Origin of the sequence: Mycobacterium sp. (assembly GCF_035506235.1) — a bacterium.
Lineage (GTDB): Bacteria > Actinomycetota > Actinomycetes > Mycobacteriales > Mycobacteriaceae > Mycobacterium.
Map to the genome: position 1 here is coordinate 1 of NZ_DATJPU010000053.1, position 16,534 is coordinate 16,534.

Sequence of the window (16,534 nt, forward strand, 5' to 3'; positions counted from 1 at the left end):
CCGCTGCCGCTCACCCTTGTGCGCGCTCTCCTGGATGGCGACGCTGCCCAAGATGGTCGCGACCATCGCGCCGGTCGCAGTGCCGGGGTCGATGGTCCCGCCGTTGACGGTGTCGATCGCAATGTTGCCGCCGAGCTTGGCGGCGTCCAAAACCCGGGTCATGTCCCGCAACGACCGATACAGCCGGTCAGGGTGCCAGCACAGCAGCACATCGAACGCGCCGATCTTCATGTCACCAAGCAGGCGCTCGAAATGCGGCCGGACCTTCCCGTTGAACGCCGACACGTCGTTGTCCGGGTAGACCTGCACGACCTCGTAGCCGCGGGCGGCGGCCAGCTTGCGGCACGCCTCCTCCTGACGGGTCACGCCCAACGCCTCGCCGGACTGGTCGGCGCTGATGCGGGTGTAGATGGCGGCGGTCTTGGCGGTCATGTCGTAGGTGTCCTCTCGTGGCGGGGGGGCGGGATGCCTCCCCACCTGGTAGCACACCCTACCCCCTTAAAGTATTCTCCAGCTAGCCGACTGTGAGTACGGCAATAACACTTGAGGTTGGCTGCGTGGGTGCGCCCACCCTGGCTGTAGGGGATCGTGTGGTCGATGTCGCAGCCCACCGCGGGCTGGTCGCAGCCGGGCCAGCGACACGTCAAATCCCGACACCGCACGAAATCGGCCAACGCCTTCGAGGGCACGTAACCGTTCTCGGGTGCGGCGTCACCGGGATGGATCAGCGGCACCAGCTTGGCCGATTTGGCTAGCTCGGTGAGCAGTTCCGGCGTGATGATCCCGTCGGCGGCGACCTCCGACGCCGGTGCCGCGCTGCGGCCGTCGAGGGTGGCCTGTTCGGCGATCACATGGATCACCACCGGCGAAGCCGCCGGCCGCTTGCCGGCCGCGCAATCACCGCGCCCGCAGCGGCAGCCCAGTCGATCCGCCCCAGCGGCCAGCGCCCCCAGCGCATCAGCGCGGCGCTGCTCGCGGGTACGCGGATCATGCGGACACACCGTGGCGGCCAGCGCAGTCAACCGCTGCTCCAACGCATGCGCGTCCGGGGACAGCAGGCTGCCGCTGATCTCGGCCACCCCGTCGTGGTCCGGCCCGATCCACACGTCACGATCCCCCTGGGACTTGGTGCGCCGGCGCACCGCATCCACATCGGCCTTAGCGACGATCTTGTCCACCTGCGCGGCCAGCCGCCCCCGGCTCAGCGACGGCCAGACCACCACATTGACCGCCAACGTCGCATCCACCGATGCCAGCACGTCGGGATCGACGATCAGATCGGTGCGAAACACCAGCGTCTGAAACATCCGGTAGTCGATGTCCCCAGCCTTGAACACCTCGCCCACCTTGGGCAGGCGTTCGCGCAGCGCGCGGGCGTAGCGCACCCGGCTGGCCGCCAGCCCTTGGCTGATCCGCAACTGCGCGGCCACCTCAGCCGCGACCGCCTCCATCGTGTCGATCGCCCAGTCCTCGGTCTCTGAACACCGCGACAGCCGATACCCGAACAACCGCCCGATCGCCGAAAGCTGCGCCGCCGCCGACCGATTCTCCGCGCGCGCCGCCGCTCCGATCTCGTCCAGCAGCGCCGCCGACTCGCCGGTCTTCGACGGGTAGTGCCGCTCGATCATCTCGTCGAACCGGGCACGGACTTCTTCGAACATGTGTTCGAGTATAACCGTTGGGGTGACAAACCGCCACCGCCGCCCTGTGGATAACCGGCGGCGTCTCAGCTACAGCGTCTCGTCCAGCTCGCCGAGCCGGTCGGTCAGCCGCAGGTTCTCCGAATAGTCGACCGGGCAGCAGATCAGCGACACCCCGTCGTCGTCGAGTGCCGCCCGCAGCGTCGGCAACAGCTCCTCGGCGCTGTTGATCCGATATCCCTTGGCTCCGAAGCTTTCCGCGTACATCACGATGTCGGGATTGCCGAACTTCACGTAATAGTGCTCGCCCAGTTCGAGGTCCATCTTCCATTCGATGAGGCCGTAACCACCGTCCTCCCAAATCAGCACCACCAGGGGGATCCGCTCCCGGACGGCGGTCTCGATTTCCTGGGAGTTCATCAGGAACGCGCCGTCGCCGACGACGGCCAGCACCTTGGCCTCAGGCCGGGCCAGCTTGACGCCGAGGGCCCCCGGTAGCGCGAAAGCCATGGTGGACAAGCCGTTCGAGATCAGGCAGGTGTTCCGCTCGTAGGTCGGGTAGAGGCGGGCCATCCACATCTTGGTGGCGCCGGTGTCGACGAGCACGACGTCGCTGCGGCCCAACGCCTCGCGGGTGTCGGCGACCACCCGGGCCGGCGCCAGGGGGTAGCGCGAATCCTGTTGTCCCCGAGCGAATTCCTCGGCCAGCAGGCCGTGGCCGGGAACCTCTGGATCGGCTTCGTAGGCGTGGCCGTCCAGCGCGTCCGTCAGCGCGTTGAGCGAGGAGCTGATGTCGCCGATGATCCCGACGTCGACCGAGTAGTGCGCGTCGACCTCGGCGGGGAAACGATGGATGTGGATGATCTTCTTGTCGGCCTGCGGATTGATCCGGACGGGGTCGAACTCCTGCAGCTCGTAGCCTACGGCGATGACCACGTCGGCGTTGTCGAAGCCGAAGTTGACGTAGTCGTGCCGCATGAACCCGAGGGTCCCGATGCTATTGGGATGGTCGTCGGGCATCACGCCCTTGCCGTGGAAGGTGTTGGCCACCGGTATGCCGAGCTCCTCGGAGAAGCGGACCAGGGCCTTGGTGGCGTCGGCGCGGGCGGCGCCGTGCCCGGCCAGCACCACCGGCCGCTTCGCCTTGCGCAGGATGTCGACCGCGCGTTCCACCTGACCGGGTGCGGGCGCATCGGGGCGGACGACGTTGCGCGGCAACGGCGTCAGTTCGTAGTCGGTCTCGTCGGCGTCGATGTGCTCCGGCACCGCGAGATAGACCGCGGCCGGGCGTTCGGTCTCGGCGACCTTGAACGCCTTGCGGAACATCTCGGGGATGGCGCGCGCGGTGGGGACCCCAGCGGCCCACCGCGTGATGGGCGCGAACATCGATACCAGATCGACGTACTGGTGCGACTCCTTGTACTCCCGGTCGTGGCCCACCTGCGCGGAGATGGCGACCAAGGGCGTGCTGTTGGTGGTGGCGTCGGCGACGCCGAGTTGCATGTTGATCGCGCCCGGCCCCAGGGTGCTCGACACCACCGCCGCCCGCCCGGTGACCCGCCCGTACATCTCTGCCATGAACGCGGCGGCCTGCTCATGGCGGGTCAGGACGTAGCGGATGTCCGACGACGCCAGCGCCTGCACGAAGCGGATGTTCTCCTCCCCCGGCAGCCCGAAAACGACGTAAACCCCCTCGTTTTCCAGGCACTTGACCATCAACTCGGCGGCTTTGCTCATCCGGCACCTCCTTTGAGGGAACGATAGTGGCAGGCTAGGTGTTGGACCTTTCATCAACCCCCAAAGCGAAGGATGTCAGCGTGCCCATCGCCACGATCAACCCGGCTACCGGCGAGACAGTAAAGACCTTCACCCCGGCAACCGACGAAGAAGTCGACGCGGCGATCGCCCGGGCGTACGCCCGCTTCCAGGACTACCGCCATAACACCACCTTTGCCCAGCGCGCCCAATGGGCAAACGCAACCGCCGATCTGCTGGAGAAGGAGGCTGACGACGTCGCCTCGATGATGACCCTGGAGATGGGTAAGACGCTGGCTTCGGCCAAGGCCGAAGCGCTGAAGTGCGCCAAGGGTTTTCGCTATTACGCCGAGAACGCCGAGCAGCTGCTGGCCGACGAGCTGGCCGACGCGGGAAAGGTGGGCGCCACGCAGGCCTACACCCGTTACCAACCACTGGGCGTGGTGCTGGCCGTGATGCCCTGGAACTTCCCGCTGTGGCAGGCCGTCCGGTTCGCCGCGCCGGCGCTGATGGCGGGCAACGTCGGCATTCTCAAGCACGCGTCGAACGTGCCGCAGTGCGCGCTGTATCTGGCCGACGTCATCGCCCGCGGCGGCTTCCCGGAGGGCTGCTTCCAGACGCTGCTCGTCCCGTCCAGTGCGGTGGAGAAGATCCTGCGCGATGCCCGCGTCGCGGCGGTCACCCTCACCGGCAGCGAGCCGGCCGGCCAATCGGTCGGCGCCATCGCCGGCGACGAGATCAAGCCCTCGGTGCTGGAGCTCGGCGGCAGCGACCCGTTCATCGTGATGCCGTCGGCCGACCTGGACGAGGCGGTCAAGACGGCCGTCACCGCCCGGGTGCAGAACAACGGCCAGTCCTGCATCGCCGCCAAGCGGTTCATCGCCCACGCCGACGTCTATGACGAGTTCGTCGAGAAGTTCGTCGATCGGGTGCAGGCGTTGCGGGTCGGGGATCCGACCGACCCGGATACCGACGTCGGCCCGCTGGCCACCGAGTCGGGCCGCGACGACGTGGCCAAGCAGGTCGACGACGCGGCCGCCGCCGGCGCGGTGATCCGTTGCGGCGGCAAGGCTTTGGACCGGCCCGGCTGGTTCTACTCGCCGACGGTCGTCACCGACATCACCAAGGACATGGCGCTGTACACCGAGGAGGTGTTCGGCCCGGTGGCCTCGATCTATCGCGCCGCCGACATCGACGAGGCCATCGAGATCGCCAACGCCACGACTTTCGGCCTGGGCTCCAACGCCTGGACCCGCAACGAGGCCGAGCAGCAGCGCTTTATCGACGACATCGAGGCGGGCCAGGTCTTCATCAACGGGATGACGGTGTCCTACCCTGAGCTGCCGTTCGGCGGCGTCAAGCGATCCGGGTACGGCCGCGAACTCGCGGGCCTCGGGATCCGCGAGTTCTGCAACGCCAAGACCGTGTGGGTGGGCTCGGCGGAAACCGGGGACTCCGGCGGCGGCACGAAGGTCGAGTAGCCGCCCGGCTTCTCTGCGCGGCCTTAGTGGCTGCCCGCCAATACCTTCTCGTCCTCGTCGGCGAAGGTGTCCTCGAGCACCAGCGGCGAGTAGTCGAGGTCGATTTCGCCGACGGGCCGCCCGCGGGCGCTGGAGATCGTGCCGAACCGCCGCATCCCCTTGTCGGCGCTGTACTGCATCAACTCGTCCTCGGTGATCCCGAACGGCATCGGGTCGTACAAGGCGAAGCTCTGCTGCACGGCCTCCAACGCCAACGGGAGGAGCTCGTTCATGCGGGTCTCGAACACCGTCCAGTTGGCGTCATCGGCGGCGACGTGGCGCCGGCAGGTGAAGGTGCCCCACGCCATGTGTCGCCGCTCGTCGTCGCTGATGCGCCGGATCAGCTCCTGCATGCCGGGGAGGATGTCGCGGTCCACGCAGATCTTGTGCCAGATGTAATAGCCAGTCAGCGCGAGCATGCCCTCGACGATGTGGTTGTAGGTCACGGCCGCCCGGACCTGCGCGGCCGGCGACGGATCGGTCGACAACGCGTTGAGGCAGTCCGGCAGCTCCTGGTAGAAGATCTGCCGGTAGGCCGTCAGTGGCTCGAGGAAGCCGTGCAGGTCGCCGGTGATCCCGACCGCGTCCAGCCACATCCGGAACACCTGCGTGTGCTTGGCCTCCTCGAACGCGAACTGCGTCAGATACATCTCGTCGCCGAGGCGGCCCTCGGCCCGCATGGCCGCCATGAACGGCTGGATGTCCTCGGTCACCGCCTCCTCGCCGGCGATGAACTCGGCGCACAGCCGGGTGGCGAAGTGGCGCTCGACGTCCGAGAGCTGTTCCCAGTCCGCGCGGTCGCGGGAGAAGTCGATGTCGGCGGGATCCCAGAACTTTGCGTTGCCACCGGCGAAGAGCTTGAGCGGCAGGCTTTCCCAGTTGAGGCCGCCCGCAACGAGCGAACCCGAATGTGAACGTGTCATGTGACCTCCTTGATTGTGACGGCGTGCGGGGAGAACGCGGCCGCGAGCACCGCGACGAGCCTGCGCACGGCCAGCGCGGGCTGCTCGGGGCTCGGCTCGTCGAGACCGAGAATGGGATCCAGGCCGCGCATGTACGGGGCCAGCGCCAGGTGGGGGAAGATCAGCAGCAGCAGCGACAACAGTGCGTCGGTGTCGCCGTCGGCGCGCAGGTCGCCCCGGGCCCGGGCGTCGCGGACGAGCGGGCGCAGCACCTCCAGGTAGTGGCGGTGGATGACGCTGCGCACGCTGATGCGGGCATCGGTGTCGACCTCCAGCGTCGCCGCGGCGTGCAGGGCGCGTTCGCGCGGATGCTCGGCGAAGTAGGCCACCCAGGCATCGAGCAGGTCGGTGAGGAAGTCGAAGAACGGGCGGGTCGGGTCGAGCCGGCGGATCAGGTCCTCCATGTAGGCGCGCACCCGCTGGCTGCCGATGTCGGCGATGAACGCGTACAGGTCACGCTTGTCGGCGAAGTACTGGAACAGGCTGCCCTTGGCGACGCCGGCGCGCCGTGCGATGACGTTCAAGCTGCCGCCGGAGAATCCGTGCGCGCCGAACTCCGACTCCGCAGCCTCTATCACCGCGGCGCGCCGGGCGGGGTCGACGCGCGCCCATGTCACCGTCGGCATGGCTGCCCCCTAACGTCGATGACCACTGGTCATTCTACGGTGAGCCACGTCACAGTCAAGGGTTTGCTACCACGTTTGAAGGTCAGCACATGGTCCCGGGCGGTCGGCCGGGGTTGCCGGGGCCACTCGCCGAGGCAATCAGGGCCGCATCGCGTAGGCGCCGTTGATCGGCAGCACGTGTTCCTTCCAGATCTGGTCGTAGCGCGCGGGGTCGTGTACTGGGCGCCGGAGCATGCGCATCGCGAAACGGGCCTGGTAATCCGTCGTCGCGGGCTTGTCGCTCAGTTCGACGGCGTAGCCGTTGAAGTCCCGCACCAGCACCGCGAAGATCTCGTCGATCAACCCGTCGTCCACCCCGGAGAACGCAGTCTCCTCCAGGATGAGCTGCGCGTAGGGCACCGTCGCGAACAGCTGGCCCACGGCGAAGGCGAAGTCAATGTCCTTCTGCTGCAAGGCATCCGGGGTGGCGCCGGCCAGCATCTCGGTGAGCACGTCGACCTGCTCGCGCAGCAGCGCGACGTTGGGCAGGTGGGCGAAGCTCTCGAACGGCGCGCGCCAGTCCGCGAACCGCACCTTGCCCAGGCCCCCGGTGGGCCCCTGGGCGAACAGGAATGTGTCGTCGGCGGCGTCGTCGCGGCGTGCGATCACGGGCAGTTCGGCGCTCGGGGCGAACAGGAAGTTGGGCATGAACTTGCCGAGCAGCCCGATGTTGATGTGCACGGTGCCTTCCAGGCGGGGCAGCAGGCCGATCTCGCGGGTGACGGCCTCGAAGAAGGTGTCCTTCTCAACTCCCTTGGCGGCGATGACATCCCACAACGCGGTGACGACGCGCTCGCCCTCGCTGGTGATCTTGGCCTTGGTGAGCGGGCTGTAGAGCAGGTAGCGGCGGTCGTCCGCCGAGGCGCTGCGCATGTAGTCGCAGGCGCGGGTGGCGACCAGCTTCATTGCGATCAGGCGCACGTAGGCGTCGGTGAGCAGCCGCCGCACGTGGGAGAAGTCGGTCACGACGGTCCCGTAGAGGTGACGGTTGGCGGCGTGCGTGACGGCCTCGTACATGGCGTGGGTGCACATCCCGATGGCGCCCCAGCCCAGGTTGTACTTGCAGACGTTGACGGTGTTGAGCGCGGCGTGGAAGGCGCCGGGGCCGCGGTGCAACATGTCGGCCTCGGTGACGGGGTAGCCGCGCAGCGCGTAGTTGGCGACGAAGTTCTGCGAGTTGACCACGTTCTTGATCAGCTCGTATCGATCGTGCCGGGAGTCGGCGGCGAAGAAGACGTACTCGTCCGTGCCGGCGATCTTGCCGAAGGTCGACACCATCCGGGCCACGTTGGCGTTGCCGATGTAGTACTTCTCCCCATTAGCCGTCCATCCGCCTTCGCTGGGCGTCAGGATCATGTCGGTCTGGTAGACGTCGGCGCCGTGCGTCTGCTCCGACAGCCCGAAGGCGAACACCTCGCCCTGTTCCAGCTGGGCGGCGGCCTTGCGCTTGGCGTCCTCGTTGTCGCTCATCCAGATCGGGCCCAGGCCCAGCGCCGTCACCTGGAAGGGGTACCAGTAGCTGAGCCCGTAGAAGCCCACGATCTCGGCGAACTCGCTGATCCGGTAGGTGTCCCAGCGGCAATCGTCCGCACCGTACTCCGCCGGCGTCAGCAGCGAGGCGAAGATGCGCTCCCGCCCGATGTGGTCGAGAAAGTCGGCGTACCAGACGCGGTTGTGGTCGTCGGACTTCAGCCGCGCCTTGCCCCGCGACTCGAAGAAGTCGACCGTCGCGGCCATGATCTCGCTCGAGCGGCGGTCCGGGTAGCGGCGTTGCAGGTGGTTGGGATTGAGCAACATGGCGTGGACGGTACTGCAACGGCGCCGCCGCCGGAACGCACCGGACAAAACTGTCGGGCCCTGTTGTTCGGGCGCCGAGTCGACCTAGAGTCAGTCCCGTGTCAGAACTCAATACCGCCCGCGGCCCCATCGACACCGCCGATCTCGGCGTGACTCTCATGCACGAGCACGTGTTCATCATGACGACCGAAATCGCGCTGAACTATCCGGAAGCGTGGGGCGACGAGGAACGGCGAGTGGCCGACGCCGTCAACCGGCTCAACGAGCTGAAGTCCCGCGGGGTGGACACCATCGTCGACCTCACCGTGATCGGGCTGGGCCGCTACATTCCGCGCATCGCGCGCGTGGCGGCGGCCACCGAACTGAATATCGTTGTGGCGACCGGGCTTTACACCTACAACGACGTGCCGTTCCGGTTCCATTACGAGGGCCCGGGAGGGTTGCTGGACGGCCCCGAGATCATGACCGAGATGTTCGTCCGCGACATCGAGCAGGGCATCGCCGACACCGGCATCAAGGCGGGCATCCTCAAATGCGCCACCGACGAACCCGGCATCACGCCGGGCGTCGAACGGGTGCTGCGCGCCGTCGCCCAGGCGCACAAGCGCACCGGGGTGCCGATCTCCACGCACACCCACGCCGGGCTGCGCCGCGGACTCGAGCAGCAACGCATCTTCGAGGAGGAGGGCGTCGACCTGAGCCGGGTGGTCATCGGGCATTCCGGCGACAGCACCGACGTCGGCTACCTCGAGGAGCTCATCGCCGCCGGCTCCTACCTCGGCATGGACCGGTTCGGCATCGACGTGATCCTGCCGTTCGAGGACCGGGTCAACATCGTGGCCACGATGTGCGAGCGTGGGCACGCCGGCAAGATGGTGCTCTCGCACGACGCAAACTGCTATTTCGACGCGCTGCCCGAAGCCCTGGTACCCCAGATGGCGCCGAATTGGCATTACCTGCACATCCACAACGACGTGATCCCGGCCCTCAAACAACGCGGCGTCACCGACGAGCAGCTGCACACCATGCTGGTCGACAACCCGCGGCGCATCTTCGAGCGGACGGGCGCCTACTAAATGACCCAGAGCGAGCCGGTCCCGCCGATCGGGACCCAGATTTCGCGCCTTGCCCGGCTGGCCCCCGACGAGCCGGCGGTCACCTGCGACGGATTGACCCTCACCCGCGCCGAACTCGACCGGTCGACGAACCGGTTGGCCCGGGCGTACGCCGAGCGCGGCGTGGGCGTCGGCGACTACGTGACCATGGTGCTGCCCAACTCGATCGAGTGGATTCAGGCCGCGGTGGCGTGCTGGAAGCTGGGCGCGGTGCCCCAGCCGTTGTCGGCGCGGCTGCCCGACGCGGAGTTGCAGGGGCTGCTGGCGTTGCGGCCGCCCGCGCTGCTGGTGGGCCGCGAACATGCCGAAATACGCAGCTTCCCAGCGGGATTCGCTCCGGATCCGGCATTGTCCGACGCCGAGTTACCCGAAGCGGTCTCGCCGGTGTGGAAGGCGATGGGGTCGGGCGGCAGCACCGGGCGGCCCAAGCTCATCGAGTCCGGCGGCCCCCACTTTGGAAGCCGGATACCGGCCGCCATCGGGTATCCGCTGGGCGCGCAGGAGGGCGACACCACCCTGGTGCCGATTCCGCTGTCCCACAACACCGGCTTCACCACCGCGACGCTCGCCTTGCTGATGCGCCACCACCTGGTGCTGATGAGCCGGTTCGACCCCCAGCGTTTCCTGCAGTTGATCACCGACCATCGCGTCACGTTCCTGACGACGGTCCCGACGATCATGCAGCGGTCGCTGCCGGTCTACCACGCGGATCCCGGATCCTACGACCTGTCGTCGCTCCGACGCTTCTGGCACATGGGGGCGCCCTGCCCGCCGGCCATCAAGGAGGCGTGGATCGAGCTGCTGGGCCCCGAGGTCGTCTGGGAACTGTACGGCGGCACCGAATTACAGGCGCTTACGTTCATCCGCGGCGACCAGTGGCTGACCCACCGCGGCTCGGTCGGGGTGGTGGTCGCCGGGGAGATGAGGGTGATCGACGACGACGGCAATCCCTGCCCGCCCGGGGTCGTCGGCGAGATCTACATGCGCCCCGCCCCGGGCAGCGCGCCGACCTACCGCTACATCGGGGTCACCGCCAAGACGCGCGACGGCTGGGACTCGCTGGGCGACCTCGGCTATTTCGATGAAGACGGCTTCCTCTACCTGTCGGACCGCCGGGTCGACATGTTCACCGTCGGAGGCCGCAACGTCTATCCTGCCGAGATCGAGAACGCGCTGTCGGCGCACCCGGAGGTGCTGTCCTGCCTCGTCGTCGGCGTACCCGACCCGAACGCCGGGGACCTGGGTCAGGTGCCGTACGCCCTGGTGCATGCCGCCGACGGATCCACGCTGGACAACGAAGGCGTGAAAAGCTTTCTGCGCGAACGGATCTCGTCGCACAAAGTGCCGCACACCATCGAGTTCGTCGACACTCCGCTGCGCGACGACGCCGGCAAGGCGCGGCGATCCGCGGTGCGCGAGGAGGTCATGGCGCGATTGCGTCCGCCTCAGCGTCTGTGACCTGAGCTGTCTCGACGGGTCGGTGCCGCTTCTCCCAGCGGCGCAGCGCCTCGCGGCAGGGCGACTCGACCAGGCCGTAGCTGACCGCGGCGATCGCCCAGCCGAAGATCAGCGTCAACGCCAGCACCGAGGGCATCCCGCCGCTGAACGCGAACGTCCCCAGGACCGGGAACACCATGTCCAGCGCGGCCAGGTGCCAGATGAACAGGCCGTAGGACCAGCGCCCCAAGGTCACCATGGTCGTGCTGCCCAGCACCCGGTGTGGGGTGCCCGGCCGGTCCAGCACCAGCGGGGCGACCAGCGCGAAGGCCACCAGGGAGCCCATCGCCGTCTTGACCGCGAATTGCGCGGCGCTGCCGACGGCCAGGCCCGCGGGCCCCGCCAGCGGTGAGGCCGCGACCAGGTAGGCCGCCACCGCGATCACGGCCATCAGCACGCGCTTGCGCGCCAGGCGGTGCGGCAACCCGATTCCGCTGTGGACCCATTCCGCCAGCAACATGCCCGCGGCGAACCAGGAGAAAAACGCCGGGGGCCAGTCCAGCGGGTTGTTCCAGGTGCTGGCGTCCGTCAAAAAAGTGGGCACCCAGGCCCAGGCGAGGCTGAGCATCGCCAGGGCCGCGATCGCCGGCAGCCGGGCCGCCACCGGGAGACGACGGGCCAGCAGCGCCAGAACGGGCAACGCCAGGTAGAAGCTGACCTCGACGGAAAGGCTCCACATCTGCGTCAGGCCACCGGTCAGGGTGAGCGGCACATAGATCTGGGTGAGCGTCAGGTTGGCCAACCACACCGTCAGGCTGGCGTGATTGGAGTCGGGCAGCAAGGTCAGGATCACCGCGACCGCCACCACATAGGCCGGCATGATGCGGACCGCCCTCGACCGCAGGTAGTGGCCGGTGCGGGGACGCGGTGCCAAACCCCTTGCCGCCGCGGCGTGCCCGCGCCACAACAGGAACCCCGACAACGCGAAGAACACCGCCACGGCGAGGTCGAAGCGGCCGAACAGCCGGCCGGTGGCGCCGGTGGAGTGTCCCGTCTGGAAGGCGACGTGCGTGACGACGACGCCCATCGCCGCGCACGCGCGCATGCCCTCCACGGCGGGCAGGAAACTGCGGATCCCTCCCACCTGCTGGCCCTCGGTCACGGTCACAAGTGTGCCCGACCGGACGAATCGGGTACCCGGCGCGGGCTGCAAGGGTCGGTAAGCCGGGGCCTTAAATTCTGCTGTTAGGGTCGAACGGGTTTGCCACGCGGGGATCATCAGCGACCACGAGGGATCGATGAGGAGGGCACGGCAACGTGAACCGAGCAGTCATGTTGCGATACGCCGCATGCGCGATCATCGGACTCGGGGCTGCCCTCCTGATCGCGGCGCTGCTGCTGTCGACGTACACCAGCAGCAGGATCACCAAGATCCCGCTGGACATCGACGCCACGTTGATCAGCAACGGTAACGGAACCGCGCTCGACTCCGCCTCGCTGTCCGGTGACCACCTCGTCGTCAACCAAAACGTGCCGCTGGTGTCCCAGCAGCAGGTCAGCGTCGAAAACCCGGCGAACGCCGACGTCGTCACGCTGCAGGTCGGCACCTCGGTCCGGCGCACCGACAAGCAGAAGGACAGCGGGCTGTTGCTGGCGATCGTCGACACCGTCACGCTCAACCGCAAGACCGCGATGGCCGTCTCCGACGACACCCACCCCGGCGGCTCCGTGCAGAAGCCGCGCACTGTCAATGACGAGAGCCCGCCCACCGCGATGCCGCTCCGCCACGAGGGGTTGTCTTACCGCTTCCCGTTCCACACCGAGAAGAAGACGTACCCCTACTTCGATCCGATCGCGCAGAAGCAGTTCGACGTCAATTACGACAGCCAGGAAGACGTCAACGGGCTGACCACCTACAAGTTCACGCAGAACGTCGGCTACAACGCCGACGGCAAGCTGGTGGCTCCGGTGGCGTACCCGACGCTGTACGCCGACCAGACGACGGACTCCAAGTTCACCGCCTCGGCGGCGATGTGGGGCGTTCAGGGCGGCGATCCCAACGAACAGATCACCATGACCCGCTTCTACGCGGCGCAGCGGACCTTCTGGGTGGACCCGGTGTCCGGCACCATCGTCAAGGAGACCGAGCACGCCAATCACTACTTCGCCCGGGATCCGCTCAAGCCGGAGCTGACGCTGGCCGATTACAAGGTCACCTCGAACGAAGACACCGTCGAAGCCCAGGTCAACGCCGCGCGGGATGAGCGCGACCGGCTGGCGCTGTGGTCGCGGGTGCTGCCGATCACGTTCACCGCGGTCGGCCTGATCGCGCTGATCGGCGGCGGCGTGCTCGCCGCCTTCAGCCTGCGCACCGAAAGCGCGCTGACCGACCCCGGCCTGGACCGGTCCGATCAGGAGTTCTTCGGCCGCACCGGCCTCGCGGAACCGGTGCCCGGCGCCGAGGCCGAGACCGAGAAGCTGCCCACCCAGCGACCGGCCGGGGATCCGGTGTCGCCGCCCGGTTCGGACCCGCCGGCCCCGGAGTCGGATGAGCCACCCGAGCCGCGGCCGCCCGACGCCGGACCGCCCGAAGCCCCCGGCCCGCCCGAACGGGCCTAGATTCCTCGGATGCGCTGGACCCGGCCGGGGTACGCGCTGTTGCTGGCGCTCCTGGTGGTCGGGCCGCTCCTGGCGCCCGGGTACCTGCTCCTGCGCGATGCGGTGTCGACGCCGCGGTCGTATCTGTCCGACACCGCCCTGGGGCTGACGGCGGCGCCGCGCGCGACGCCCCAGGACTTCGCGGTGGCGGTGGCCTCGCACCTGGTCGACGGCGGCGTCGTGGTGAAAGCGCTGCTCGTGGCGGGGTTGTGGCTCTCGGGCTGGGGCGCGGCCCGGCTGGTCGCCGCGGCGCTGCCCTGCGCGGGCGCACCCGGCGAGTTCGTCGCCGGCACGCTGGCGATCTGGAATCCCTATGTGGCCGAACGGCTTCTGCAGGGCCACTGGAGCCTGCTGGTCGGCTGCGGCTGCCTGCCCTGGGTCGCGGCGGCGATGCTGCGGTTGCGGACGGCTGACGACGCCGGCTGGTCCGTCGTGTTCGGCCTGGCGTTCTGGGTGGCGCTGGCCGGGCTGACCCCCACCGGCCTGTTGCTGGCCGCGACGGTGGCGCTGGTCTGCGTTGCCGTGCCGGGTGCGGGGCGCCCCCGCCGGCTCTGCGCCGCGGTGGCGTCGGGCGCCGCGCTGGTGGCCGCGGCGCCCTGGCTGACCGCGGCGGCGGCGGGCTCGTCGCTGACGCCCAACGCCGCGCTCGGGGTGGACGCGTTCGCGCCGCGGGCCGAGCCCGGCCTGGGCACCCTGGCCAGCCTGGCCAGCCTCGGCGGCATCTGGAACGGCGAGGCGGTACCGGCCTCGCGGACAACGCTTTTCGCGGTGTCGTCGGCCGTGGTGCTGCTGGGGATCGTGGCGGTCGGGCTGCCGGTGGTGGCGCGCCGGCGCGCGGTGGTGCCGCTGTTGATCCTGGCCGCGGTGTCGGTGGTGGTTCCTGCCGTTTTGGCGACGGGCCCGGGCCTGCACGCGCTGCGGGCGCTGGTGGAGGCCGCGCCCGGCTTCGGTGTGCTGCGCGATGGGCAGAAGTGGGTGGCGCTGGCGGTGCCGGGGTACTCGCTGGCGGGTGCCGGCGCCGTGGTGACGCTGCGGCGGTGGTTACGGCCTTGGGTGGCGGCTCTGGTCTGCTGCCTCGCGCTGATCCTGACCCTGCCGGACCTGGCGTGGGGCGTGTGGGGCAAGGTCTCGCCGGTGCGCTACCCGCCCGGGTGGGCCGCCGTGGCGGCGGCGATCAACTCCGATCCGCGGACGGTCGCGGTGCTGCCCGCCGGCACCATGCGGCGGTTCTCGTGGTCGGGCCCGGCGCCGGTGCTGGATCCGCTGCCCCGCTGGCTGCGCGCCGACGTGCTGACCACCGGGGACCTGGCCATCTCGGGTGTCGTCGTGCCCGGGGAGGGCGATCGCGCCCGCGCCGTGCAGGACTTGCTCCTGACGGGGCCCGATCCCGCCGCGCTGGCCCCGGCCGGCATCGGGTGGCTGGTCGTCGAATCGGACAGCGCGGGTGACCTGGGCGCGGCCGCGCGCACCCTCGACGCGCTGAGGCCGGTCTACCGTGACAACGAGATCGCTCTCTATCGGATCGGCGGCGACACCGCCGGTGTCCCGGCGGCCCGGCGGACCGCGGCACTGATCGCGCACCTGGCCTGGCTGGCGATGCTGATCGGGGGCGCCGCCGGGGCGGTGCTCTGCCGGGTCAGACGACGCCGCTGACGAACTCGCCGGCCCGGACGGCCTCGAGCACACCGCGCATCGCGTCTGCGCTTTGCGTCCAGGAGAACTCGCCGCTGCGCGCCTGCGCCTTGGCGCCGAGTTGATCGCGCAACACCGGATCGGACAGCAGCTGCTCGAGGCGATCCACCAGTTCGGCGCGGCTGTCCACCAGCATCCCGGTCACCCCGTCAACGATCGAGTCGGACAGGCCGCCCGAGGAGCGGTAGCCGATGGTGGGCACCGCGTGCTGGGCCGCCTCGACGACCGCCAAACCCCAGCCCTCCTTGCGGGACGGCAGCACGTGCACCCAGGAGCTCTGCAGGACATGGTGTTTGGTGAGGTCGTCGACGTGGCCGTGGAACGTCACCGCGCCGGACATGCCCAGCCGTCGCGCATGGTCGACGAGCCGCTGCCGCCACCAGCCGCCGCCGACGATGTCGAGGTGCACACCCGGCACGCGCGGTCGCAACGCCGCGACGGCTTCCAGCGCGTCTTCGATCTGCTTGTGCGGCACCAACCGCGACAGCACCACCACCCTCGGCGCCGCCGAGCGCGGACCGGACAACGTTTGCGGCGGCGCCTCATCGAGGCCGTTGCGCACGACGGCGATCTGCTCGTTGGCGACGCCGAGCGCGACCAGGTCGCGGGCCGACGGGAGCGACACCGTCACGTACTGATTTCCCCGGTTCAGCCGCGGCGACAACCACGACTCGACAAACCAGCCGATCCGCCCCAACACCGGCCCCGCCACCGGCCACTGCTCGCGATGACAGTGGTGCACCAGCACCATGACCCGGCGGCCGTGCACCAGCCGGGCCAGGAACGGTAAGCCGTTCTGGGTGTCGACGACGACGTCGGGCCGCGCCCGACGCAGCGGCCCGAGACCGAGGCGCGCCCCCAATTCGTTCAGGGTCATCGCCAGCAGCGCCCACACGTACACCGAGTACCGCCCACCGGCACGGTCGATGCGCACCCCGTCGACCACTTCGCGCCGGGGCGCACCCGGATAGCGGGCGGTGCGCAGCGTGACGGCGATCCCCGAGGCGGCCAGCTGCGCGCCGACGCGCTGCAGATAGGCTTCGCTGCCGCCGCCCTGCGGGTGCCCCGTGTCGCGCCAGCACAGCAGCAGAACCGAGCGGAGAGCAGACATTACCGGCCAGCGTAGCTGGCGCGGGGGCGCCGGGCCTTCGCCCCATCCGTCACACTGGCCGCTGGCTGAAAGGATGTCCTTTGTGTCCACCTTTGCGCGACAACTGATGGTTCGGGCTGTCTGTCGCTACGAGGCGGGCAACTGGCATGCCTCCCGGGGCAGTGACCCGTGTGGCATATACG

General features: G+C 69.0%; 12 protein-coding genes and 1 pseudogene. 5 read left to right on the forward strand and 8 right to left on the reverse strand.

Features of this window, described 5'->3' with window-relative positions; all coding sequences use genetic code 11:
* From VMD50_RS05435 to VMD50_RS05445, 3 genes are all read right to left on the reverse strand, one after another.
* Positions 1 to 432 (reverse strand): recombinase family protein (locus VMD50_RS05435; RefSeq protein ID WP_325425615.1); only part of this gene is annotated, 432 nt, incomplete at its 3' end.
* Positions 429 to 1,661, reverse strand: coding sequence for an HNH endonuclease signature motif containing protein (locus VMD50_RS05440; protein ID WP_414686007.1), 1,233 nt, complete (start codon positions 1,659 to 1,661; stop codon positions 429 to 431). The genes VMD50_RS05440 and VMD50_RS05435, both read right to left, overlap by 4 nt.
* Positions 1,662 to 1,730: 69 nt before the next feature.
* Positions 1,731 to 3,377, reverse strand: a complete 1,647-nt coding sequence (locus VMD50_RS05445) for an acetolactate synthase large subunit (RefSeq protein WP_325425617.1) — start codon at positions 3,375 to 3,377, stop codon at positions 1,731 to 1,733.
* 80 nt (positions 3,378 to 3,457) lie between these two features.
* Here VMD50_RS05445 and VMD50_RS05450 point away from each other — a divergent pair, with 80 nt between their 5' ends.
* On the forward strand, positions 3,458 to 4,876 hold the full coding sequence (locus tag VMD50_RS05450; protein WP_325425619.1) for an NADP-dependent succinic semialdehyde dehydrogenase: 1,419 nt from the start codon (positions 3,458 to 3,460) through the stop codon (positions 4,874 to 4,876).
* A 23-nt stretch (positions 4,877 to 4,899) separates the two neighbouring features.
* On the opposite strand, the gene VMD50_RS05455 is transcribed toward VMD50_RS05450, so the two are convergent.
* From VMD50_RS05455 to VMD50_RS05465, 3 genes are all read right to left on the reverse strand, one after another.
* A complete protein-coding gene (locus VMD50_RS05455) occupies positions 4,900 to 5,838 on the reverse strand; it encodes a R2-like ligand-binding oxidase (RefSeq protein WP_325425621.1) in 939 nt (312 codons plus the stop codon).
* Positions 5,835 to 6,503, reverse strand: coding sequence for a TetR/AcrR family transcriptional regulator (locus VMD50_RS05460; protein WP_325425623.1), 669 nt, complete (start codon positions 6,501 to 6,503; stop codon positions 5,835 to 5,837). The genes VMD50_RS05455 and VMD50_RS05460 overlap by 4 nt, the downstream gene beginning before the upstream one ends.
* Before the next feature lie 138 nt (positions 6,504 to 6,641).
* On the reverse strand, positions 6,642 to 8,339 hold the full coding sequence (locus tag VMD50_RS05465; RefSeq protein WP_325425625.1) for an acyl-CoA dehydrogenase family protein: 1,698 nt from the start codon (positions 8,337 to 8,339) through the stop codon (positions 6,642 to 6,644).
* A 98-nt stretch (positions 8,340 to 8,437) separates the two neighbouring features.
* On the opposite strand from VMD50_RS05465, the gene VMD50_RS05470 reads away from it, so the two are divergent.
* The gene (locus tag VMD50_RS05470) at positions 8,438 to 9,415 is read left to right on the forward strand and encodes a phosphotriesterase family protein (RefSeq protein ID WP_325425627.1); all 978 of its coding nucleotides are present in this window, start codon (positions 8,438 to 8,440) and stop codon (positions 9,413 to 9,415) included.
* Entirely contained in the window at positions 9,416 to 10,912 is a 1,497-nt protein-coding gene (locus VMD50_RS05475) for an AMP-binding protein (protein WP_325425629.1), read from the forward strand. It begins immediately after the preceding gene.
* On the opposite strand, the pseudogene VMD50_RS05480 reads toward VMD50_RS05475, so the two are convergent.
* Positions 10,878 to 12,081 (reverse strand): annotated as a pseudogene (locus VMD50_RS05480) (acyltransferase family protein). The gene VMD50_RS05475 and the pseudogene VMD50_RS05480 sit on opposite strands and share 35 nt — an antisense overlap.
* A gap of 127 nt (positions 12,082 to 12,208) precedes the next feature.
* On the opposite strand from VMD50_RS05480, the gene pgfA reads away from it, so the two are divergent.
* Both pgfA and VMD50_RS05490 read left to right on the forward strand, forming a co-directional pair.
* On the forward strand, positions 12,209 to 13,510 hold the full coding sequence (gene pgfA, locus VMD50_RS05485; protein ID WP_325425633.1) for a cell envelope lipid trafficking protein PgfA: 1,302 nt from the start codon (positions 12,209 to 12,211) through the stop codon (positions 13,508 to 13,510).
* Between the two features lie 9 nt (positions 13,511 to 13,519).
* Positions 13,520 to 15,202: an MmpA family trehalose lipid delivery protein gene (locus VMD50_RS05490; protein ID WP_325425635.1), complete on the forward strand. Its 1,683-nt coding sequence runs from the start codon at positions 13,520 to 13,522 to the stop codon at positions 15,200 to 15,202.
* Here the strand turns inward: VMD50_RS05490 and VMD50_RS05495 are convergent.
* The gene (locus tag VMD50_RS05495; RefSeq protein WP_325425636.1) at positions 15,186 to 16,352 is read right to left on the reverse strand and encodes a glycosyltransferase family 4 protein; all 1,167 of its coding nucleotides are present in this window, start codon (positions 16,350 to 16,352) and stop codon (positions 15,186 to 15,188) included. The two genes, VMD50_RS05490 and VMD50_RS05495, sit on opposite strands and share 17 nt — an antisense overlap.
* Between the last annotated feature and the right edge of the window lie 182 nt (positions 16,353 to 16,534).